The organism is Clavibacter tessellarius (assembly GCF_001618005.1).
Lineage (GTDB): Bacteria > Actinomycetota > Actinomycetes > Actinomycetales > Microbacteriaceae > Clavibacter > Clavibacter tessellarius_A.
In genome coordinates this window covers 113,594-136,086 of the sequence record NZ_LQXA01000042.1, presented here as the reverse complement: position 1 = coordinate 136,086, position 22,493 = coordinate 113,594, and the positions used below count along the sequence as shown (strand labels likewise).

The following is a 22,493-nucleotide window of genomic DNA, read 5'->3' as shown; positions in this document are numbered from 1 at the left end:
CGGTGCGTGACGGGGACCGGAAGCCGTGGTCGAAGGACGCGCCTGCGGGTGGTCGTCCGGTGCGTGACGGGGAGCGGAAGCCGTGGTCGAAGGACGCCCCCCGGGGCGGGGACCGTGGGGGTGCACGCCCTCCTCGCGACGGCGACAAGCTCTGGACGCGCGACGGTCGTCCGGCTCGCAACGATCGCGATGCCCCGCGGTACGAGGAGGCGCTCACCGAGGAGCAGCTCCGCGCCCGCGAGCTGCGGTCCGTGCGTCCCCGTCATGAGGACCCGGAGATCCCGGAGGACGTGAAGCCCGGCGACCTGGATCGGGTCGCCCGCAACGAGCTCAAGACGTTGAGCAAGGACAACGCCGAGGGTGTTGCGCAGCACCTGGTGATGGCCGCTCGCCTCATCGAGGAGGACCCCGAGCTGGCCCACCGTCATGCGATCTCCGCGGCTCGACGTGCGGGCCGCATCGCCGTGGTCCGCGAGTCGCTGGCCATCACCGCGTACGCCGTGGGGGACTACGCGCTGGCGCTCCGGGAGCTGCGGACGTACCGCCGCATCTCCGGGAAGGACGATCAGCTGGCCCTGATGGTCGACAGCGAGCGGGGGCAGGGGCGCCCCGACAAGGCCCTCGAGCTCGGCCGGTCGGTGCCCAAGGAGACGCTGCCGGCGGCGGAGCAGGTGGCGCTCGCGATCGCGATGTCCGGTGCTCGGCTCGACCTGGGCCAGACGGAGGCCGCGCTCGACGAGCTGTCGATCTCCCAGCTCAACCGCGACGTGGCGTATTCCTACAGCGCCGACCTGTTCCACGCGTACGCGGAGGTGCTGGAGGAGCTCGGCCGATCCGGTGAGGCGGACGAGTGGCGTCGCCGGGCGGAGGCGGCCGAGGCGGCCTTCGCGGATCCGGACGAGGGATGGGACGACACGGTGGAGGTGGTCGAGGAGGACCTCGTCGTCGACGACGTGGATGACGACGACCTCGACGACGACGCCGGAGCCGACCCGGACGAGGCGGACGGACGCGTCGTGGGCGATGCGACGCACGCGGACGTCGACCCTGTGCCCGTCCCGCCCAGCGAGGACGGGGACGACGACGACATCGCTGTCGACGTGGACGCCGAGATCGCCGCGGATGCCGACGGCGGGGTCGGAGGGGCCGACGCGCGGGCCGACGCCGAGCCCGAGCCCGAGCCGGCGGAGGGCGACCGCGATGTTCGCTAGGGCCGCCCGAGGGAGCACCCCGCTCGACGGCGTCGACGTGATCCTCGCCGACCTCGACGGGGTCGTGTACGCAGGGCCCGACAGCATCCCGCACGCCATCGATGCGCTGAACCGCGCGGCGGAGACGGGGCTGCGGCTCGGCTACATCACCAACAACGCGTCTAGGACCGACGCCTCCGTCGCGGAGCACCTGAGCTCGCTCGGGCTGACCGTGGCGGCCGAGGACGTCGTCACGTCGCCGCAGGCCGCCCTCCGACTGCTCGCGGACCGCGTGCCGGCCGGATCCACGGTGCTCGTCGTCGGCGGCGAGGGCCTCGTCCACGAGCTCGAGAAGGCCGGGTACGTCGTCACCCGCTCGGTCGAGGACCGGCCGGCGGCCGTCGTCCAGGGCTTCGCGCCGGAGGTCGGCTGGACCCAGCTGGCCGAGGCGGCCTTCGCCCTCGCGGACCCCGACGTCGTCTGGGTCGCGACCAACACCGACTGGACCATCCCCGTCGCCCGCGGCATCGCGCCCGGCAACGGCACGCTCGTCTCCGCCGTCCACACGGCCGTGGGGCGCCTGCCGGTGGTGGCGGGCAAGCCGGAGACGCCCATCTTCGATGTGGCCCGCGAGCGCTTCGGCGCTACGCGTCCGGTGTTCCTCGGTGACCGGCTCGACACGGACATCCTCGGCGCCACGCGCGCGGGCATGGCCTCCGTGCACGTGCTGACAGGGATCGACCGGGCCAAGCAGCTGCTCGCGGCGGAGGAGGACCAGCGGCCCACCTTCATCCTCGAGCACCTCGGCCAGCTGCACGAGCCCTACCCGGAGACGCGGTTCTCCGGGCAGGGGAGCGTGGCGACGGTCGGGAGGGCGTCCGTCCGGATCGTCGGCGACCGGGTCGAGGTCGTCAAGGACGGCGGCTCCACCATCGACACGCTGCGTGCGGCATGCGCGGTCATCTGGAACTCCGGACGGCCCATCTACGGGCTCGACGTGCCTGAGTCGCTGTACGTCGCGGCGGGCGCCACGGGCGCCGGCCGGGCGTAGCGTGGCGGGGTGAGGGACGAGGCGGGCATCCGCGGATCGGGTGACGGGGTGGCCGACACAGCGGATGCCGTGGGCGCCGTCGACGGGCCGTCGGCCGCTGCCGAGGGCGGCGCCGGCGACGCGGACGTCGCCGAGGAGCTGGTCTCCCGGCTCGAGCTGATCGAGGGGCAGCCCCTGGGGGAGCGCGCCGCGTCCTTCGCCCTCCTCCACGACGAACTGCGCGCGCGGCTCGAGGGCGGCGACGGGGCGTCGTCGCGTGGCTGACGCGACGGACGACCCCTCCTCCTCCGGCGGGGACATGCGGCTCGATGCCGCCCTGCCCGCGCTCGGGCTCGCCCGGTCGCGGACGCACGCCGCCCGGCTCATCGCCGACGGACTCGTCACGGTCGACGGGCGCGGCGTGGTGAAGCCGTCGTTCCGCGTGGTCCCGGGATCCGCCGTCGCCGTCGAGGGGACCGACGCCTACGTCAGCCGCGGCGCCCACAAGCTCGTCGGCGCGCTCGACGCGTTCCCCGGCGTGCGGGTCGAGGGGCGCCGGGCGCTCGACGTGGGCGCGTCCACCGGCGGCTTCACGCAGGTGCTCCTGGAGCGCGGGGCCCGGCGGGTGGTCGCGCTCGACGTGGGCCACGGCCAGCTGGATCCGCTCATCCGCGAGGACCCGCGCGTCGACGTGGTGGAGGGCTTCAACGTGCGGGACCTCACGCCGGAGTCGCTCGCGGCCGCGACCGGAGGCGGGGTCGAGGCGCCGGAGCTGGTCGTCGGCGACCTGTCCTTCATCTCGCTCGGGCTCGTCCTGCCCGCGCTCGCCCGCACGGCCTCGCCCGACGCCGACCTCGTGCTGCTCGTCAAGCCGCAATTCGAGGTGGGGCGCACCGGGATCCGCGAGGGCATCGTGCACGCCCCGGGGCTGCGCGACGACGCGGTGATGCGCGTGCTCTGGGCGGCATGGGACCTGGGCCTCGGCACGGCCGGCCTCGTCTCCTCCCCCATCGTGGGAGGCGCGGGGAACCACGAGTACCTCGCCTGGTTCAGCGGTCGCGCGGGGAGCAATCCGACACAATGGAGATCGACGTCGAACGAGATCACAGGAGCGTGAGCGAAGTGGCTGGACCCGCGAGGCACATCCTGGTCGTGTCCCACACGGGACGGCGCGACTCCATCGACGCGGCGCTCAGCGTGTGCGCGCAGCTGGCCGACGCCGACGTGCGCATCGTGCTCACGGCCGAGGAGAAGGCCGACATCCTGCCGTTCGCGCCCGAGATGGCCGGGGTCGCGGTGCTCGGCGAGCACGTGCAGACGGCCGACCTCGAGATCGTCATCGTGCTCGGCGGCGACGGCACCATCCTCCGCTCGGCCGAGCTCGTGCGCGGCACCTCCGTGCCGCTGCTCGGCGTCAACCTCGGGCACGTCGGCTTCCTCGCCGAGAGCGAGCGGGAGGACCTCACGGCCACCGTCCGCCGCGTGCTCGACCGCGACTACACGGTCGAGGAGCGGATGACGCTCGACGTCACGCTCCAGGTCGGCGCCGACATCGTCTACCGCACCTGGGCGCTCAACGAGGCGACCGTCGAGAAGGCCAGCCGCGAGCGGATGCTCGAGGTGGTGGTCGAGATCGACGGACGGCCGCTCGCGTCCTACGGCTGCGACGGGATGGTCGTCTCGACGCCCACCGGATCCACGGCGTACGCGTTCTCGGCCGGCGGCCCCATCGTGTGGCCGAGCCTCGAGGCCATGCTCGTCGTGCCGCTCAGCCCGCACACGCTCTTCGCGCGGTCGCTCGTCGTGGGGCCGGAGTCCACGGTCGCCGTCGAGGTTCTCAGCCGCACCTCCGGGTCCGGCGTTCTCTGGTGCGACGGCCGGCGCACGCGCGACATGCCGCCCGGCGCCCGCGTCGAGGCCCGGCGGTCCACCATCCCCGTGCGCCTCGCGCGCCTCAAGCAGTCGCCGTTCACCGACCGCCTCGTGAACAAGTTCGAGCTGCCGGTCACCGGCTGGAGGGGGCCCGTCGACCGTGATTGAGGAGATCACCATCCGCGACCTCGGGGTGATCGGCCAGGCCACGCTGCCGCTCGGGCCGGGCTTCACGGCCGTCACCGGCGAGACCGGCGCGGGCAAGACCATGGTCGTCACCGCCCTCGGGCTGCTGCTCGGCGCGCGCGCCGACTCCGGTGCCGTGCGGCAGGGGAGCGAGAAGGCGGTCGTGGAGGGGCGCTGGATCATCGCGGCCGACGGGCCCGTGCCCGATCGCGTGCGCGACGCCGGGGGAGACGTCGACCCGTTCGGCGACGGCACGCGCGGCGAGCTCATCGTCACGCGGCAGCTGTCGTCCGAGGGGCGCAGCCGCGCGTCAGTCGGGGGCCGGGGCGCGCCCGCGGCGCTGCTCACGGAGATCGGCGAGCAGCTCGTGGTGGTGCACGGGCAGTCCGATCAGATGCGGCTGCGGTCGTCCATGGCGCAGCGTCAGGCGCTCGACCGGTTCGCCGGATCCGCGCTCGCGCCCGTGCTCGGCGAGTACCAGGACGTGTTCCGCCGCTGGCAGGCCGCACGCGCCGAGCTCGACCGGCTCGTCACCGAGCAGGACGCCCGCACGCGCGAGGCCGAGGAGCTGCGCGCCGCCATCGATGCGATCGAGGCGGTGGCGCCCCAGCCCGGCGAGGACGAGGAGCTGCGCGAGCGCATCGACCGCCTCACGAACCTGGAGGACCTGCGGGCCGCCGCGTCCGCCGCGCACGAGCTCATGTCGGCCGAGGACGCGTCCGGCGAGATGGCCGACGCGGCCTCCGTCCTCGACACCGCGCACCGCCGGCTCGACCGGGTCGCGGCGCACGACCCGGGCCTCGCGGAGATCATCGAGTCGCTCGAGAGCGCGCGGATCCTCGTCTCCGAGATCGCGGTGCAGCTCTCGGGCTACCTCGCGGGGCTCGACGCCGACGGCGCGCGCGAGCTCGAGTCGCTGCAGGACCGCCGCGCCGAGCTCGCGGCCCTCACGCGCGTGCACGGGCCCACCGTGGAGGACGCGCTCGCGTTCCTCGACACGGGCAGCGCGCGGCTCCTGGAGCTCGACGGCGACACCGACCGGATCGACCTGCTGCGCGTCGAGGTGGAGCGCGACGAGCAGCTCGTCGGCGAGCTGGGCGCCCGTGTGACCGCCGTCCGCGAGGAGTCCGGCGCGCGTCTGGCCGAGGCCGTCACCGCGGAGCTCGGGGCGCTCGCGATGGCCGACGCGTCGCTCGACGTGCGCGTGAGCCCGCGGGAGGAGCCTGCGCTGTCGGGAGCCGACCGTGTGGAGATCCTGCTGCGGCCCCATGCCGGCGCGGAGGCGCGGCCGCTCGGGCGCGGGGCGTCCGGCGGCGAGCTGTCGCGCGTCATGCTCGCCATCGAGGTCGTCGTCGCCGGCGACGATCCCGTGCCGACCTTCGTGTTCGACGAGGTCGACGCGGGCGTGGGTGGCGCGGCCGCCATCGAGATCGGTCGGCGGCTCGCGCGCCTGGCGGAGCGCGCGCAGGTCATCGTCGTCACGCACCTGGCGCAGGTCGCGGCGTTCTCCACGAACCACCTGCGCGTCGTCAAGGGCGGCGACGGCCAGGTCACCGCGTCCAGCGTCACGCAGCTCGAGGGCGACGCGCGGATCCAGGAGATGGCGCGCCTCCTCTCGGGCCTGCCCGACAGCGAGAGCGGGCTGGCGCATGCGCGCGAGCTCGTGGAGACCGCGGCCGCGCTCCGCTGATCCATCGCTCCTGCCGCTCCCGAAGGCGAGCGTCGCGCGGACCGGGGCCTGGCATCCGGCGACACGGACGAGGCCGGCGCGTCGCGGCTGTCGCGGCGCGCCGGAATCCACGTAGGATGGAAGCCCGTGGCGGACATCGAAACAACGGACACGGACTCGAGCACGACGGACAGCACGACCAGCACGGCAGGCGGCAGGATCACCCGGCACATCTTCGTGACCGGCGGCGTCGTCTCCTCGCTCGGCAAGGGCCTCACGGCGGCCAGCCTGGGCAACCTCCTCACGGCGCGCGGCGTGCGCGTCGTCATGCAGAAGCTGGATCCCTACCTCAACGTGGATCCGGGCACCATGAACCCCTTCCAGCACGGCGAGGTCTTCGTGACCGACGACGGCGCGGAGACCGACCTCGACATCGGGCACTACGAGCGGTTCCTCGACATCGAGCTGGACCAGGCGGCCAACGTGACCACCGGCCAGATCTACTCGGAGGTCATCGCGAAGGAGCGCCGCGGCGAGTACCTCGGCGACACCGTGCAGGTCATCCCGCACATCACCGACGAGATCAAGCGCCGCATGCGCCTGCAGTCCACGGACGAGCCGCAGCCCGACGTGATCATCACCGAGATCGGCGGCACGGTCGGCGACATCGAGAGCCAGCCGTTCATCGAGGCGGCGCGCCAGGTGCGCCACGAGCTCGGCCGGAACAACGTCTTCTTCGTGCACGTCTCGCTCGTGCCGTACATGGGCGCGTCGGGCGAGCAGAAGACCAAGCCCACGCAGCACTCGGTGGCGGCGCTGCGCTCCATCGGGATCCAGCCGGATGCGCTCGTGCTCCGCAGCGACCGGCCCGTCTCCGACTCGAACAAGAAGAAGATCGCGCTGATGTGCGACGTGGACGAGCAGGCCGTCGTGAACGCGGTGGACGTGCCGAGCATCTACGACATCCCCGAGATGCTGCACGGGCAGGGCCTCGACAGCTACATCATCGAGCACCTCGGGCTGCCGGCCGCGGACGCGGTCGACTGGTCCGGCTGGAGCGACCTGCTCGACGCCGTGCACGACCCGAAGCACGAGGTCACGATCGGCCTCGTCGGCAAGTACATCGACCTGCCCGACGCGTACCTCTCCGTGACCGAGGCGCTGCGCGCCGGCGGCTTCGCCCACTCGGCGCGCGTGAAGCTGCGCTGGGTCGCGTCCGACGAGTGCGAGACGCCCGAGGGCGCCGCCAGGAAGCTGGGCGACCTCGACGCGCTGTGCGTGCCGGGCGGCTTCGGCATCCGCGGCATCGAGGGCAAGCTCGGCGCGCTGAAGTTCGCGCGCGACAACATGATCCCGGTGCTCGGCCTCTGCCTCGGCCTCCAGTGCATGGTGATCGAGTACGCGCGGAACGAGGCGGGCCTCGAGGGCGCGTCGTCGAGCGAGTTCGACCCCGAGAGCGAGTTCCCCGTCGTCGCGACGATGGCCGAGCAGGTCGACATCATCGCGGGCGGCGACCTCGGCGGCACCATGCGCCTGGGCCTGTACGAGGCGACGCTCGTCGAGGGCTCCCTCGCGGCCGAGCTGTACGGCGCGCCCGTCTCGCACGAGCGCCACCGCCACCGCTACGAGGTCAACAACCAGTTCCGCGAGCGCATCCAGGACGCCGGCCTCGTGTTCTCGGGCACCTCGCCCGACGGCACGCTCGTCGAGTACGTGGAGCTGCCGCGCGAGGTGCACCCGTTCTACATCGGCACGCAGGCGCACCCGGAGCTCCGGTCGCGTCCGAACCGCGCGCACCCGCTGTTCGCGGGCCTCGTCCGCGCGGCCCTCGACCGCCAGGCGGCCAGCACGCTGTTCGCCGAGGACGACGCCGAGGCCGTCGCGTGACGGACGCCGTCACCGGATCCGCGGACGCCGAGCTGCACGACGACCCGGCCGCGTTCCCGATCACGTCGAGCGAGCGGGTGTTCGCGGGCATGGTCTGGGACGTCCGGCGCGAGACGTTCCGGTACGGCGACGCCGAGATCACGCGGGAGTTCGTCGACCACACGGGCGCCGTCGCGGTGCTCGCCATCGACGACGAGGACCGCGTGCTCCTCATCAAGCAGTACCGGCACCCCGTGCGCATGCGCGAGTGGGAGATCCCGGCCGGGCTCCTCGACGTCACCGACGAGCCGCCGCTGGAGGCCGTGCAGCGCGAGCTCGCGGAGGAGGCCGACCTCGAGGCGGCCGAGTGGAGCGTGCTCGCCGAGTTCCTCACGACGCCCGGCGGCAGCGACGAGGCGATCCGCATCTACCTCGCCCGCGGCCTCACGGCCACGGCGGAGGCGTTCGCGCGCACCGACGAGGAGGCCGACATCGAGAAGCGCTGGGTGGACCTCGACGAGGTCGTGACCGCGGTGCTCGAGCGGCGGATCCAGAACCCCTCGACCGTGATCGCGGTGCTGCAGGCGCACGTCGCCCGCTCGCGCGGCTGGACCACGCTCGGCCCCGCCGACGCGCCCTGGCCGCGGCACCCGAAGCTCCGCGACGGCGGGACCGCGCCCGCCTCGTGACCGCCGCGGCCGACGGATCCGGGGGAGCGGCGCCCGACGCCGCCCCCGAGGTCCCGGTCGCGCTCCGGCGCGCGGTCGACCGCTGGCTCCGGCACGTGGAGGTGGAGCGCGGGCTCTCGCGCAACACGATCCAGGCCTACCGCCGCGACCTCGCCCGCTACACGGCGCATCTCGCCGCGGAGGGCGTGGGGGATCCGGCCGACGCGACGCCGGCGCACGTCACCGGCTTCGCGCAGCGCGTGCGCGACCCCGAGCGCGGCGGCCTCACGGCGTCGTCGCTCGCGCGCATGCTCTCCAGCGTCCGGTCGTTCCACCGCTTCCTCCTGGAGGAGGGGCTCGTCCCGGTCGACGTGTCCGCCGACGCGAAGCCGCCGAAGCTGCCGAGCCGTCTGCCGAAGGCGGTGTCGATCGAGACGATGGCGCGGATCCTCGAGGCGACCGACGGCGACGACCCGCTCCGCGTGCGCGACAAGGCGCTGCTCGAGCTGCTGTACGCGACGGGCGCGCGCGTGAGCGAGATCACCGCGCTCACGGTCGACGACGTGCTCGGCCCCGACGGCGCGGCCGACGAGCTGGTGCGCGTGCTCGGCAAGGGCGGCAAGCAGCGGATCGTGCCCGTCGGGTCGTTCGCGCGGCGGGCCGTCGACGCCTACCTCGTGCGCGTCCGCCCGATCCTCGCCGCGCGCGGCACCGCGACGCCCGCGCTCTTCTTGGGGCTGCGCGGCCACGCCCTCTCGCGGCAGAACGCCTGGCTCGTGATCAAGGCCGCCGCCGAGCGCGCCGGCGTCACGGAGGAGATCTCCCCGCACACGTTCCGCCATTCGTTCGCGACGCACCTCCTCGCGGGCGGCGCCGACGTGCGCGTGGTGCAGGAGCTGCTCGGCCACTCGTCGGTCGCGACCACGCAGATCTACACGCGCGTGACCGTCGACACCCTGCGCGACGTCTACACGACCGCGCACCCGCGTGCCCGCCGGGCGTGAGCGACCCTCCCCGGTAGACTCGCAGGATCCGGCGGACGGCGTCGGAGGAGCGGCAGGAAGAGACCCACGTGACGCGCAAGCCAGATGTGACCGAGCTCCCGGGAATGGACGTCCCCGTGCTCGGACCCACCGGCCGGGAGCTGCGCGACTTCGCCGAGCCCGCGCCGCTCGCGGGGCACGGACCCGCCAAGATCATCTCCCTCTGCAACCAGAAGGGCGGCGTCGGCAAGACCACCACCGCCATCAACCTGGGCGCCTCGCTCGCGAGCTACGGCCGCCGCGTGCTGGCCGTCGACTTCGACCCGCAGGGCGCGCTGTCCGCCGGGCTCGGCGTGCAGACCCACGACGCGGTCACCGTCTACGACCTCCTGCTCGGCACCGTGAAGGACCCGCGCGAGGCCATCCAGACCACGGGCTTCGAGGGCCTCGACGTCATCCCCGCGAACATCGACCTGTCGGCGGCGGAGGTGCACCTCGTGAACGAGGTCGCGCGCGAGCAGATCCTCGCGAGCGTGCTGCGCAAGGTGAGCGGCGACTACGACGTCATCCTCATCGACTGCCAGCCGTCGCTCGGCCTCCTCACCGTCAACGCGCTCACGGCGAGTCACGGCGTGCTGATCCCGCTCGAGTGCGAGTACTTCGCGCTGCGCGGCGTCGCGCTGCTCGTCGAGACCATCGAGAAGGTCAAGGACCGGCTGAACCCGGCGCTCGAGCTCGACGGCATCCTCGCCACCATGTACGACTCCCGCACCCTGCACTCCCGCGAGGTGCTGCAGCGCGTGGTCGAGGCGTTCGACGCGAGCGTGCTCGAGACCGTCATCGGCCGCACCGTCAAGTTCCCGGACGCGTCGGTGGCGGGCAAGCCCATCATCCAGTTCGCGCCCGAGCACCCGGCCGCGCTCGCGTACCGCAAGGTGGCGCGTGAGCTCATCGCGCGTGGCGCCGTCGCGTAGGGGCTCGTCCCTGGCGGACCCCGAGCTCGCCGACGCGGCGGCCCGGACGGAACCCGAGCGCGCGTTCCGCGTCAGCATCGGCAACTTCGAGGGGCCGTTCGATCTGCTGCTGTCGCTCATCGGCAGCCACGAGATGGACATCACCGAGGTGAGCCTCAGCCTCGTCACGAACGAGTTCATCGCGCACATCCGCGGCCTCGACGGACCGGACGACCTCGACGAGGCCAGCTCCTTCCTCGTGGTCGCGGCCACGCTGCTCGACCTCAAGCTCGTGGGCCTCTTGCCGCAGGGCGAGCTGGTCGACGCGGAGGACGTGGCGCTCCTTGAGGCGCGCGACCTGCTGTTCGCGCGCCTGCTGCAGTACCGCGCGTTCAAGGAGGCGGCGAGCTGGTTCCAGGAGCGGCTCGCGACCGAGTCCACGCGCGCGTTCCGCGACGTGCCGCTCGAGGAGCGCTTCCGCGCGCAGGTGCCGGAGCTCGTGTGGACGACCTCGCCCGCCGACCTCGCGGCCATCGCGCTGCTCGCGCTCGCGCCGCGCGAGGTGCCGACCGTGGGACTCGACCACCTGCACGCGCCGCTCGTCAGCATCCGCGAGCAGGCGGCCGTGGTCGTGGCCCGGCTGCGGAGCGGGGCGCCGGTCACCTTCCGCGAGCTGGTGGCGGACGCGGGGCTCACGGGCGTCGTGATCGCGCGCTTCCTCGCCGTGCTGGAGCTGTACCGCGTCGCCGCGATCGAGTTCGACCAGCCGGAGGCGCTCGGCGAGCTGACGCTCACGTGGACCGCGGAGAGCTGGAGCGACGACGCCCTCGCGAGCCTGGGGGCCGGCTATGACAGCTGAGCCGCGGGATCCCGCCGCGGACCTGCCCGTCGCCGCGGATGCCGGCGCCGCGGCCGCCGAGGCGCCCCTCGACCTCGACCGCGCGCTCGAGGCCCTGCTCATGGTGGCCGACGAGCCGCAGAGCGTGACGACGCTGGCGACCGCTACCTCGACCCCCGTGAAGGAGGTGCGCCGCGCGATCCAGCGGCTCGTCGACGACTTCGACGGCCGCACCGGGGGAGTGCGCCGCGGCTTCGAGCTGCGCGAGGTCGGCGGCGGCTGGCGCGTGTACGTGCGGGCCGAGTACGACACGGTGATCCGCGACCACGTGCTCACCCAGAACCCCACGCGCCTCTCGCAGGCGGCCCTCGAGACGCTCGCGGTGATCGCCTACAAGCAGCCGATCAGCCGCAGCCAGGTGGCGGCGATCCGCGCCGTGAACGTCGACTCGGTGGTGCGGACGCTGCTCGCGCGGGGCCTCGTGACCGAGGCCTTCACCGACGGGGAGACCGGCGCGATCCATTACGGTACGACAGACCACCTGCTCACGCAGCTCGGCATCAACTCGCTCGACGAGCTCCCCCCGATCTCCCCGTTGCTCCCCGACGGGGCGGAAGGCTTCCATGACCCCCTCCACTGAGAACGACCGCGCCTGGAACCCTGACGAGCCGGTGCAGGGCATCCGCCTGCAGAAGGTGATGGCCGCCGCCGGCGTCGCCAGCCGCCGCGTCTGCGAGGACATGATCGCCGCGGGCCGCGTCACCGTGAACGGCGAGGTGGTCACCGAGCCCGGCCGCCGCATCGACCCCGACGTCGACGAGGTCGCGGTCGACGACCAGGCCGTGCAGCTCGACACCTCCAAGCGCTACCTCATGCTCAACAAGCCCGTCGGCATCTACTCCTCGCTCCGCGACGAGCGCGGCCGCCCCGACCTGCGCGAGTTCACGGAGGAGTTCGAGGAGCGCCTGTTCAACGTCGGCCGCCTCGACGCGGAGACGAGCGGGCTCCTGATCCTCACCAACGACGGCGACCTCGCCCACGTGCTCGCGCACCCGTCGTTCGGCGTGCTGAAGACGTACATCGCGAAGGTCACGGGGCGCGTCACGCCGCAGACGATCCAGCGGCTCACGCAGGGCGTGGACCTCGAGGACGGGCCGATCCAGGCGGATCGCGCGCGCATCCTCTCGGGCGGCGGCGACCAGACGCTCGTGGAGATCACCCTGCACTCGGGCCGCAACCGCATCGTGCGCCGCATGCTGGACGAGGTCGGCCACCCGGTGGAGGAGCTCGTGCGCCGCCAGTTCGGGCCGCTGCACCTCGGATCCCTCGGCGTCGGCCGCGTGCGCGACCTCACCTCCGACGAGCTCGGCCAGCTCCTCACCATCTCGCGCGAGGCCCGCGCCCAGGCCGGACCCGCGACGCCGCAGGGCGCGGGCGCCGCCGCCGAGGCGCAGGGGGACGTCGACCGCGAGGACGGCGAGTGAGCGAGGCCGCGAGCGCCGTCCAGGCGGCCGACACGCGCGTGCAGGGCACCGTCCGCATCGTCGGCACGGGCCTCCTCGGCACGAGCATCGGCCTGGGGCTCTCCGCCCGCGGCGTCGACGTGGTGCTGGCGGACGCGTCGCCGACCACGCTGCGGCTCGCGGCCGACATGGGCGCCGGACGCATCGCGGACGCGTCGTCCGAGGCCGACCGTCCGTCGCTCGTCGTCGTGTGCGTGCCGCCGGACGTGACCGCGCGCGTGGTCGCGGCGGAGCTGGCCGCGCATCCGGACGCGCTCGTCACCGACGTCGCGAGCGTGAAGGCCGCGCCGCTCGAGGAGCTGCGCGCACGGGGCGCCGACCTCTCCCGCTACCTCGGCTCCCACCCGCTCGCCGGGCGCGAGCGCGGCGGCCCCGTCTCCGCGACGGGCGACCTCTTCCTCGGCCGGCCCTGGGTCATCGCGGGCCACGACGGAATCACCTACGCCGCGGGCGCGCCCGTCGAGCAGCTGATCCTCGACCTCGGCGCCGTGCCCATCGAGATGACCGCGGAGGAGCACGACACCTCCGTCGCGCTCGTCTCGCACGTGCCGCAGGTGGTCGCGAGCCTCCTGGCGTCGCGGCTCGCCGACGGATCCGCCGCCGCGCTCGGGCTCTCCGGGCAGGGGCTCCGCGACACCACGCGCATCGCGTCGAGCGACGCATCGCTGTGGGTGCAGATCCTCGGCGCCAACGCCTCCCGCATCGTGCCGATCCTGCGCGCCATGCGCGCCGACCTCGACGACGTCATCGGCGCGCTCGACGACGTCGACGCCCAGGGCGCGCGGCTGCGGGTGGCCGAGCGGATCCACGCGGGGAACGCGGGCGTCGCCCGCATCCCCGGCAAGCACGGCCAGGACCGGCGGTTCGCCGCCATCACCGTGATGATCGACGACCGGCCCGGCCAGCTCGCCGCGCTGATCACCGAGGTCGGCGCCGCCGACGTCAGCATCGAGGACCTGCGCCTCGAGCACTCCCAGGGCGCGCAGGTCGGTCTCGTCGAGATCGCCGTGCTGCCCGAGGCCCGCGACCGGCTGGTCGCGCGGCTCGAAGAACGGAACTGGAGGATCGCCGGATGACCGGAGACGCCGTGGACGCACCCGAGACGAACGCACCCGACCCGACCGCACCCGACCCGCTGGAGGACGCCCTGCTCGTCGACGCCACGCTCAACCGCACGGTCGTCGCCGTCGACGGCCCCGCCGGCAGCGGCAAGTCGAGCGTGAGCCGCGCCGCCGCGCGCGCCCTCGGCTTCGACTACCAGGACACGGGCGCCGCGTACCGCGCGCTCAGCTGGTTCGCGCTGGAGAGCGGCGTCGACACCCAGGATCCCGCGACGGTCACGAGCCTCATCGAGGGGTTCGACTACGACATCGGGATCGACCCGTCGGAGACGCGCGTGAGCGTCCGCGGCACCGACGTCACCGAGGCGATCCGCGAGCCGCGCGTCTCCGCCGTGGTCAGCCACGTGGCGCGCGTGCCCGAGGTGCGGCACTACATGGTGGAGCTGTTCCGCTCGCTCATGGCGTCGAGCGACAAGCCGGGCATCGTGGTCGAGGGGCGCGACATCACCACCGTCGTGGCGCCGGATGCCCAGGTGCGCATTCTCCTCACGGCCTCCCCGGAAGCTAGGATGAGGAGGCGTTCCGCGGAGACGACGAATCAGTCGGCCGCCGCGGTCGGCGAATCACTCGCCTCCCGGGATCGGGCCGACTCGCAGGTCGTCGATTTCATGAACGCCGCAGATGGTGTGACCACCATCGACTCCACGGACATCGACTTCGACCAGACCGTCCAGGCGGTGGTCGATCTCGTTCACGCACGAACAGATTGAGGCGCGGCCCGGTGACGGGCCGACACGCCAGAGGACACACGCATGGCTGATCACGACGACGACTTCCCCGAGCTCGACAGCGGGCTCCACGAGCGCCTGTCGAGCATCGACGAGGACCTGGCCGCGCAGCGCGCGCAGACGCTCCGCGCCGGGCTCGAGGACTACGAGCTCGACGACGAGGACCTGGAGGTCCTCGAGACCGTCACGGACGACCCCGACCAGGTCACGTACCTGCCGGCGCTGCCCGTGCTCGCGGTCGTCGGCCGCCCCAACGTGGGCAAGTCCGCGCTCATCAACCGGATCCTCGGCCGCCGCGAGGCCGTCGTGGAGGACACCCCCGGCGTCACGCGCGACCGCGTCTCCTACAAGGCCGAGCACGCGGGCCGCTGGTTCACGCTCGTCGACACCGGCGGCTGGGAGCCCGACGCGAAGGGCATCAACGCGTCCGTGGCCATGCAGGCCGAGATCGCGATGGACCTCGCCGACGCCGTGCTCTTCGTCGTCGACGCGAACGTGGGCGCCACGAGCACCGACGAGCACGTCGTCCGCCTGCTCCGCAAGACCAACAAGCCCGTGCTCCTCGCGGCCAACAAGGTCGACGACGTGCGCCAGGAGCCGAACGCCGCCGTGCTGTGGTCGCTCGGCCTCGGCGAGCCGCACCCCGTCTCGGCGCTGCACGGCCGCGGCGTCGCGGACCTCCTCGACCTCGTGCTGAAGACCCTGCCGCTCGTCTCCAAGGTCGCCAAGGAGGAGGTGGGCGGACCCCGTCGCGTCGCCATCCTCGGCCGCCCGAACGTCGGCAAGTCGAGCCTGCTGAACAAGGCCGCGGGTGAGGAGCGCGTGGTCGTCAACGAGCTCGCCGGCACCACGCGCGATCCCGTCGACGAGCAGGTCGAGATCGCCGGCAAGGTGTGGCGCTTCGTCGACACCGCCGGCATCCGCCGCCGCATGCACCTCGCCCAGGGCGCCGACTTCTACGCCTCGCTCCGCACGAGCGCCGCGCTGGAGAAGGCGGAGGTCGCGGTCGTCATGATCGACGTCTCCGAGGTCATCAGCGAGCAGGACATCCGCATCATCGAGCTGGTGCTCGAGTCGGGCCGCGCGCTCGTGCTGGCGTTCAACAAGTGGGACCTCCTCGAGGACGAGCGCCGCCGCTACCTGGAGCGCGAGATCGAGACCGACCTCGCGCACGTGTCGTGGGCGCCGCGCGTCAACATCTCGGCGCGCACCGGCCGGCACATGGAGAAGCTCGTGCCGGCGCTCGAGACGGCGCTGGAGTCGTGGGACACCCGCATCGCGACGGGCAAGTTCAACGCGTTCCTCGCGGAGCTCACCTCGGCGCACCCGCACCCCGTGCGCGGCGGCAAGCAGCCCCGCATCCTGTTCGGCACGCAGGCGTCCAGCCGGCCGCCGACATTCGTGCTCTTCACGACCGGGTACCTCGACCCGCAGTACCGCCGCTACATCCAGCGCCGCCTGCGCGAGATCTACGGCTTCGAGGGCAGCCCGATCATCGTCAACATGCGCGTGCGGGAGAAGCGGAAGCGCTAGCGCTCGCTCCCGCGGGCTCCGGCTCGCAGCACGACGGACGGCGTCGATCCCTTCTCGGGGTCGGCGCCGTCCGTCGTCGTCGGGGCGGGGATCACGTGTACCAGGTCGGCTCCGGGATCTCGCCGAGCAGCACGTGCCGGCCGACCTCGCGGCGCTTGTAGGGGACCGGGTCGTGCAGCGTGTGCGTGCGCAGGTTGCGCCAGAAGATGTCGAGCCCGGCCTTCGCGGAGGAGGCGCGGGCGCCCGTGAGCTCGAGGATCCTCGTGCCGACCTCCAGCCCGTCCTCCGCGATGCGCGCCTTGGCCGCCGCGACCCGCACGGCGATCTCGCCGCGCTTGCGCTCCGTGAGCTTCTCGCGCGGCGCGTGCAGCACGGCGCTGATCTCGGCGCCCACCGCATCGAGCAGCGCCTCCGACGCCCACAGCTTCGACTGCAGCTGCCCGTAGCCCTCGAGCACGTACCACTCGTCGGTCGCGCGCTCCTTGTCGTCGCCGCCGTAGGGCCAGGCGCGCGTGGTGCTCCGCGTGTAGGCGGCGGCCGTCTCGAGCGCGCCCTCCGCGATGCCCTGGTAGAAGTTCGCGAACACCAGCTGGATCGCCGGCACGTTGAGCGTGCCGTAGACGAGCGGCTGGAACACCTTGTCCACGAAGCCGGCGGCGTCGGTCCACGGCACCCGCACGTCGCGGATCTCGACCGAGCCCGACTCCGTGAGCCGCTGCCCGAGGCTGTCCCAGTCGTGGCCGAAGACGATGCCCGGCTGGTCGGTCGGCACGATCGCGAACACGTGGGTGTCGGTGCCCTCGAGCACGCCCTCCAGCACCGTGAGGTCGGAGACGACGCCGCCCGTGGAGAACGACTTCCGGCCCGAGTAGACGAGCTCGTCGCCGTCCTCGCGGATGACGAGGTCGGAGTCGCGGGGGTTCACGGCGCCGCCGAAGAGCAGGTTCCCGGTGGTCGCGAGCTTCTCGACGGCCTCGATCTGCGCATCGGTGCCGACGAGCCGCACCGCCCACGCCCAGAGGTAGTGGTAGCCGAGGAGCTGGCCGATGGATCCGTCGCCGCGGGCGACCGCGCGGATCACCTTGTACGCGGTGTCCCAGGTCTGCCCGCCGCCGCCGTGCTCGGCCGGGCCGAGGAGCGTGACGAGGCCGGCGTGCTTGAGGAGCGCGACCTCCTGGTGCGGGCTGGCGCCGGCGCGGTCGCGCTCGACCTGGTCGACCGCGAGGATGTCGGCGACTTCGCGCGCGCGGGCGATCCACGCGGCGGGCGTCGCGGGGCGGGGCGCGCCCTTCCAGCGGTCGACGGGCGCGTCGCCGAGGGGAGCGGGGCGCGGGCGGTCGGCGTGCGCGTGCGCGTTGGCGCTGGCGCTGGCGCTGGCGCTGGCGTGGGCGTCGGCGCTCGCGTTGGCGGTGCTGCGGGCGGGCGTGGGGGAGCCGGATGCGGGTCGGGGCTCGCGGTCGATCAGGGTCATGTCCTGTCCTCTCGTGAAGGGGCGCGACCGGTGCCGCGCCTCGCGGTGGGGCCACGGTAGGGGCGGGTCCGGCGGGCTGGCGAGGGGTGTGACGCGGGGTTGCGGGGTGTGACGACGCGGGGCGTCATGGGGTGTCATGCGGGGGAGCGGGTGCGTCGTCGGCGCGTGTCTCCGGGTTGTGTCGCACCGACGCCTCGGCGGCGAGATGAGGGGATGCTGACGTGTCCGTGCCGCGCAGCCCGGCTCGTTCCCGGCAGGCGGGCGGCGTCGCGTCGTACCCTGATCCGGGCGCATCCGACGCCCGCTCACGAGACCGTGGAGGATCGCACCGGTGGACCAGCTGCTCAGCCGTCTCGACCGCATCGCGGCCGGCCGCCAGGCGGGCCACGTCATCGCCGAGGACATGCGCGACCACCCGTTCACGACGCGGGCGTTCCGCTGGATCCGGTGGATCCTCATCGCGGAGACCGCCGTCGGCGCGACCGCCGTGGCCATCGCCCTGACCCTCGCCTCCGACGGCATCGCCATCGCGCCCGCCGTCTGGTTCCGCTCGTTCGTGGTGCTCGCGATGACCATCACGCTCTACTACTTCGCCTGGCGCGCCTCGGCCGGCTACTGGTGGGCGTACTCGCGACTGCGCCTCTTCAGCCAGATCTTCCCCATCGTGACCCTGGTGATCGCCGCGATCCCGGGCCTCTACCCGCTCTGGATGGTCATCGAGCAGATCGTCTTCTCGCTGCTGCTCATCGGGGTGGCGGACATCCTCCGCAGCGACCACATGCGGGACGCGTTCCCGAAGCCGGCGCGGGTGGCGCGGGGTGCGGAGGCGGGGCCGTCGTCGGCTCGGCCGTCCGGTGGCGCGGCGGCCTGACGCGGCGCCGGCCTCCGCCGGCCTCGCGCTCGGCGCGTGCCGGAGCAGTGCCGCCGATGCGGTAGGCTCTACGAGTTGCCCAGCGATGGGACAGCGGGCTGTGGCGCAGCTTGGTAGCGCACTTGACTGGGGGTCAAGGGGTCGCAGGTTCAAATCCTGTCAGCCCGACGGACATGCCTCGGAAGGACCTCATGGGTCCGGCCGGGGCATTCGTCGTTTCCAGCCCCACAGTCGTAGTGCGGCGCCGTGCGAGGACCTGCAACAGTCGAGTGCGTCGTCTCCTTTCAGCTCGAAAGCGGGCTAGCGCTGCTTCTTCCGAGATCCGGCTTGCAGTGGCCGAGCCGCTGTGAAAGCGCTCAGTAGCGCGACCATGGCTATGACCATGACGAGTCCTCCGGGCGCGCTCATGCTGAACCACGGGCCTCCCAGTGAGATCAAAGCATGGAGGTCATATATTGCAATAACTATGCTGATCGCCAGAATCAGGCGAACGCCTCTCACTTCAGCAAGAGCTAGGCAAAACGCCAAGAGGGCGAAGAGCGTGATACCAGCGGCTGACGCCCCGACTGTGCTGAGCGTCGGTACCACGGAGGTCAAGGCTGCGTGAGCTCCTAGACTTGCGAGCTGGCTAGAGTACACAGTCATGCCTACGGCTCCCAGCGCGCACACGAAGGCCGAAAATAATGTGATAAATAACATTGCTTCGCTCCTGCCGGTCTTTCCTGAGTACGTCGGGACTGTGCGTTCGCGCATCGCCAGGAGAAACGCTGTAATGCTGTGTTTGGCGTTCACGAGCCACCAAATGGAAGAGATCGAGAGCGTTAGTAACGTCAGGAGCGCGGCAACCGGAAATGCTGCTTGAATCGAACCGAAGATCGACGCGCCCCACAAAGTGGGGAAGAGAACTGCGAGGAAGAAGTACAGCATGTGAATCGCGAGACGAAGTGTATACGCGCGCTCAGAAATGCGCGAAAGGTGTCGGGTGAGGGCTGAGAGATCTGGGCGCATCGCATCGTCGGCCTTCTTGCGCGTTAACCACTCGGCAATTTCAAGTCGGAAAATAGATCTGTAGGACAATTGGCTTCTGAAGAGATGATCTCCGATCGGATTGCGGAGGCTGGGTACGGTTCGGCAACGGGCTGCTTCAGGGAGCTCCGGGATTGACATGCTTCCAACGATGTCGCTTGGTGAAGATAGTTCCTCCCATGCGATTTTCCTCGGCAGGTCGCGGATGGGCTTGACTGAGCCTTCGACATCTTTGCGAGCGCGAAGTCCGGCAGCGAAGCAGGCTAGGCCTGGAATGAGCAAAGCCAGACTGATCCAATTCGAGGGGAAAGGGTCGCGGAAAGCCTCGTCCACCGCCGAAGGGACCTCGAGTAGATAATTCACTTGAGTGACCGATAGAATAAGCAACTGCATCAACGCTCGGAAGCTGTCACTGTTGAGTAGCCCCCCGGGTTCAAATGCCAGAAGCACGCCGAAACACAGTAGGGAGTTAGCGAATATCATGAGCCAACCGCTGACTGTCCATTCCCGACCACGAACGGTGTTGATGAGGTGAATCGGACGCAAGCCCGATGCTAACCCTGTGAACTTCACTACGTTCGGCCACCTCTTGGCGGTGTCTCGGGATAGCACGGCATGGGCAAGATAACCGCCTTGCGAGTGTCCGATGACCCAGATGTAGCGGCATTTCGCAGAAAGCACATCCAGCTGCTCCACGATGCGCCCTTGAATCGCGTAATCAATCGGACTTTCTTTGCCGATTACGCGTATGTGCTCGACTATGTCCCAGTGGCCCCTTAGGTTCAGCCAGCTCGCCAATGCAAGCGAAGCGAGTAGGGGGAGGTAGAGTGTGGCTGATAATGTCGTTACGCTGAACCACACGACAAGAAGTACGCCTTGAAATGTGAGGAACCTCCAAAAGGTGGGGGTCCACAGGGTCATTTCCCGCAGCTGCGCCCTGATCGACGAAGGCAGCAAGGAGAAGCTTTTTTCACTGGGCGCGTAGATATTCAGTGGCTCGTGTGATCGGGGACTGATGCTGATAGCGACAAGGTACGGCAATATGCTCAATACATAGAACAGGCGTTGCGTTACGTCGCTTAGTTTCTTACCTCGGCTGGTTCTGATCAGATCGGCCCAGTGGGCCTCTGAAATCAGGACTTCTGTGTCGTCCCCTACGGTCATCCGGCTGGTAGTGGATCGCCTTGGCGCGATTGACTGCCGCGTGGTGCCCTGTGATTCTGTGCTGGTATCGATACCCAACTCCTCGAATGTGCGACGTAAGCGCTCTGCAAGAAGCGCGGAGGTGGAGCCGCGGTTTTGATTACCGACGCCGTGCACTACCAAGATGCCGAATTCGAACTCCTTCTTCTCATTCGACTCTGTCCTATTGTAAGAGCGCTTTTGTCTCTTTCTGCGCGCCACGGGCTAGCCTCCATATCGTTCTCATCCAACAGGCAGTGTGCCTCGCCCATGGAAGCTCACAGGTGATCGTCTAGATGCGTGACGTTCTCGTTACGCCTTGGGCTGGCTTTGCTCGGCGTCAGAATACTGCAAGAGCGCAATGAGCGGTGAGCGCCCTCGTTCCTCGCTGAGGAAAAGAGGGTCGGAACTGGACTGGCAGCAACTTCGGGTAGCGACCTAGACGCCAGCGGGTCCTTCGCGGCACACGTGGACCGGCCATCCTGCTTGCTTGTCCGCTGACCCTTCGACCTTTCGCGGAGAGTTCTCGTGGAGGCGAAGGGGTCAGCGACTCGAAATGACCTGCGAATGGCGCTCGTGCAGATTCTCGATTACGGCCGATCACTCGATCACGCGCACAAGGCCGTCCTCCTGCCGTCCGAACCTCCCCGAGACCTCGAGAGTCTCTTGGACGACTACGGGGTCGGGCTGATCTGACCCGAGGTCAGCGGGAAGTTCATCGAGCGCCTGGTGTGAGGAGGGATCCGCTACAGCCAGTCGGCGAAGTCGATCGGCTCCTGAGCTCCGCGCGACGCAGGAGATCGTCGGCGAAGGGCTGGTTGTGATGCCGACGGTAGGGCGATGCGCGCCGGCGCATCAACATGGTGTTGAGACGGTAGGCCCCCTCCACGATCTGCGAGCGAGAGATCACCCATTCCAGCTGTGACCACGAATGCATCGCTTTTCGGTGGACGATCTCGTCGCCATAGGCCACCTCCTCCAGGCGCAACAGCACCGAGGCGGCGAAGGCGTGTCCTGCGGATGTGGACTGGGACTCCCGCACCCGCTCTCCGTCGACGTTCAGGCAGATCTCGAGCCGGCTGCTCTTCCCATCCCGGACCTCATGGGCGAAGAGGGTCTCGCGACCGCCGCAAGAGAGGGTGAAGAGCCTGCGTCGGTGGGATCGTCGAGACGTAGTGGGCAATGCCGCTATCGTCCACAGGACCCGTTGAGTGCCGAACGGGTCAGGGATGCACTCATCGATGTACATCGCCAGGGCATCCGCCATCGCGTCGTAATCGGGTCGACGGGCCAGATCCCAGAACCTGCGCTGTTGCGTGTGCTCGCCTTCCTCGGAGAGGCGCAAACGCCGCTCGCGATCCCACGGCAGAAGAACGCTCTCCCCATTCTCGACGAACACTTCGAGGTCCCCTTCTCCGGCGGGCCTGCCGGTGAGACTGAGGTTGCGGAGTCCGTGTCGCGCTTCTTGCCTGCGGATCTCCTGCCGCTCGTGTTCGTCGAGGTCGGCGACGGCACACGGTGCGAAGCTGAGCGCGACGATGTCGCCGTGATGGCGACGGTGGGTCGCGTACCTGGCGACGATCTCACGCGTCTGGCCCACGTACCGCATCTCGTCTTCGAATTCGAGGACGTAGATGCCGCTGACCTCCGACGAATCGGCGAACAGCGCGGCAGCAGACCCTCCTTCCGTCATGTCGTATCGGGTGAAGGTCAACGGATGCAACGGGATGGGCATGAGGTCAGGCTAGGCAATCGAACCTGTGGCGCGAGGCGAGTGAGTCGG

Annotated in this window: 20 protein-coding genes and 1 tRNA gene; 18 read left to right on the top strand and 3 right to left on the bottom strand. The window is 70.8% G+C overall.

What is annotated here, in order from left to right; genetic code table 11:
- The first annotated feature begins 251 nt into the window (after nucleotides 1–251).
- The 16 genes from AWH51_RS11585 (at nucleotide 252) to der (ending at nucleotide 16,160) form a co-directional block, all read left to right on the top strand.
- Nucleotides 252–1,211: a hypothetical protein gene (locus AWH51_RS11585; protein ID WP_063072230.1), complete on the top strand. Its 960-nt coding sequence runs from the start codon at nucleotides 252–254 to the stop codon at nucleotides 1,209–1,211.
- The gene (locus AWH51_RS11580; RefSeq protein WP_063072229.1) at nucleotides 1,201–2,241 is read left to right on the top strand and encodes an HAD-IIA family hydrolase; all 1,041 of its coding nucleotides are present in this window, start codon (nucleotides 1,201–1,203) and stop codon (nucleotides 2,239–2,241) included. Before AWH51_RS11585 ends, AWH51_RS11580 begins: the two co-directional genes overlap by 11 nt.
- A gap of 48 nt (nucleotides 2,242–2,289) precedes the next feature.
- The gene (locus tag AWH51_RS11575) at nucleotides 2,290–2,505 is read left to right on the top strand and encodes a hypothetical protein (protein ID WP_107490195.1); all 216 of its coding nucleotides are present in this window, start codon (nucleotides 2,290–2,292) and stop codon (nucleotides 2,503–2,505) included.
- 34 nt (nucleotides 2,506–2,539) lie between these two features.
- Nucleotides 2,540–3,337, top strand: coding sequence for a TlyA family RNA methyltransferase (locus AWH51_RS11570; RefSeq protein ID WP_063072227.1), 798 nt, complete (start codon nucleotides 2,540–2,542; stop codon nucleotides 3,335–3,337).
- 5 nt (nucleotides 3,338–3,342) lie between these two features.
- Entirely contained in the window at nucleotides 3,343–4,260 is a 918-nt protein-coding gene (locus tag AWH51_RS11565; RefSeq protein ID WP_414146354.1) for an NAD kinase, read from the top strand.
- Entirely contained in the window at nucleotides 4,253–5,968 is a 1,716-nt protein-coding gene (gene recN / locus AWH51_RS11560) for a DNA repair protein RecN (protein WP_063072217.1), read from the top strand. The genes AWH51_RS11565 and recN overlap by 8 nt, the downstream gene beginning before the upstream one ends.
- Before the next feature lie 126 nt (nucleotides 5,969–6,094).
- Nucleotides 6,095–7,834, top strand: a complete 1,740-nt coding sequence (locus AWH51_RS11555; protein ID WP_063072216.1) for a CTP synthase — start codon at nucleotides 6,095–6,097, stop codon at nucleotides 7,832–7,834.
- Nucleotides 7,831–8,502 (top strand): NUDIX domain-containing protein, encoded by a 672-nt coding sequence (locus AWH51_RS11550; protein ID WP_063072215.1) that lies wholly within the window; start codon nucleotides 7,831–7,833, stop codon nucleotides 8,500–8,502. The genes AWH51_RS11555 and AWH51_RS11550 overlap by 4 nt, the downstream gene beginning before the upstream one ends.
- A complete protein-coding gene (gene xerD, locus AWH51_RS11545) occupies nucleotides 8,499–9,485 on the top strand; it encodes a site-specific tyrosine recombinase XerD (protein ID WP_063072214.1) in 987 nt (328 codons plus the stop codon). Before AWH51_RS11550 ends, xerD begins: the two co-directional genes overlap by 4 nt.
- Nucleotides 9,486–9,589: 104 nt before the next feature.
- Nucleotides 9,590–10,438 (top strand): ParA family protein, encoded by an 849-nt coding sequence (locus AWH51_RS11540; protein ID WP_414146357.1) that lies wholly within the window; start codon nucleotides 9,590–9,592, stop codon nucleotides 10,436–10,438.
- On the top strand, nucleotides 10,422–11,276 hold the full coding sequence (locus tag AWH51_RS11535; RefSeq protein ID WP_414146356.1) for a segregation and condensation protein A: 855 nt from the start codon (nucleotides 10,422–10,424) through the stop codon (nucleotides 11,274–11,276). The genes AWH51_RS11540 and AWH51_RS11535 overlap by 17 nt, the downstream gene beginning before the upstream one ends.
- The gene (scpB, locus tag AWH51_RS11530) at nucleotides 11,266–11,895 is read left to right on the top strand and encodes an SMC-Scp complex subunit ScpB (RefSeq protein WP_175345517.1); all 630 of its coding nucleotides are present in this window, start codon (nucleotides 11,266–11,268) and stop codon (nucleotides 11,893–11,895) included. The genes AWH51_RS11535 and scpB overlap by 11 nt, the downstream gene beginning before the upstream one ends.
- Nucleotides 11,879–12,739, top strand: a complete 861-nt coding sequence (locus tag AWH51_RS11525; protein WP_063072212.1) for a pseudouridine synthase — start codon at nucleotides 11,879–11,881, stop codon at nucleotides 12,737–12,739. The genes scpB and AWH51_RS11525 overlap by 17 nt, the downstream gene beginning before the upstream one ends.
- Nucleotides 12,736–13,854 carry a prephenate dehydrogenase gene (locus AWH51_RS11520; protein ID WP_063072211.1) on the top strand — a complete coding sequence of 373 codons (1,119 nt, stop codon included), beginning with the start codon at nucleotides 12,736–12,738 and terminating at the stop codon, nucleotides 13,852–13,854. The genes AWH51_RS11525 and AWH51_RS11520 overlap by 4 nt, the downstream gene beginning before the upstream one ends.
- A complete protein-coding gene (gene cmk / locus AWH51_RS11515) occupies nucleotides 13,851–14,609 on the top strand; it encodes a (d)CMP kinase (RefSeq protein ID WP_254654552.1) in 759 nt (252 codons plus the stop codon). The genes AWH51_RS11520 and cmk overlap by 4 nt, the downstream gene beginning before the upstream one ends.
- Nucleotides 14,610–14,651: 42 nt before the next feature.
- Nucleotides 14,652–16,160, top strand: a complete 1,509-nt coding sequence (gene der / locus AWH51_RS11510) for a ribosome biogenesis GTPase Der (RefSeq protein WP_063072210.1) — start codon at nucleotides 14,652–14,654, stop codon at nucleotides 16,158–16,160.
- 91 nt (nucleotides 16,161–16,251) lie between these two features.
- On the opposite strand, the gene AWH51_RS11505 is transcribed toward der, so the two are convergent.
- The gene (locus AWH51_RS11505; RefSeq protein WP_217491917.1) at nucleotides 16,252–17,631 is read right to left on the bottom strand and encodes an acyl-CoA dehydrogenase family protein; all 1,380 of its coding nucleotides are present in this window, start codon (nucleotides 17,629–17,631) and stop codon (nucleotides 16,252–16,254) included.
- Nucleotides 17,632–17,962: 331 nt separating this feature from the next.
- On the opposite strand from AWH51_RS11505, the gene AWH51_RS11500 reads away from it, so the two are divergent.
- Nucleotides 17,963–18,502, top strand: a complete 540-nt coding sequence (locus AWH51_RS11500; RefSeq protein ID WP_063072209.1) for a hypothetical protein — start codon at nucleotides 17,963–17,965, stop codon at nucleotides 18,500–18,502.
- A gap of 94 nt (nucleotides 18,503–18,596) precedes the next feature.
- Nucleotides 18,597–18,670: transfer RNA gene (locus AWH51_RS11495), tRNA-Pro, on the top strand.
- Between the two features lie 132 nt (nucleotides 18,671–18,802).
- Here the strand turns inward: AWH51_RS11495 and AWH51_RS16065 are convergent.
- Together AWH51_RS16065 and AWH51_RS11490 are read right to left on the bottom strand one after the other, a co-directional pair.
- The gene (locus AWH51_RS16065; RefSeq protein ID WP_131798134.1) at nucleotides 18,803–20,932 is read right to left on the bottom strand and encodes a hypothetical protein; all 2,130 of its coding nucleotides are present in this window, start codon (nucleotides 20,930–20,932) and stop codon (nucleotides 18,803–18,805) included.
- 493 nt (nucleotides 20,933–21,425) lie between these two features.
- Nucleotides 21,426–22,445, bottom strand: coding sequence for a GIY-YIG nuclease family protein (locus tag AWH51_RS11490; protein WP_063072208.1), 1,020 nt, complete (start codon nucleotides 22,443–22,445; stop codon nucleotides 21,426–21,428).
- Between the last annotated feature and the right edge of the window lie 48 nt (nucleotides 22,446–22,493).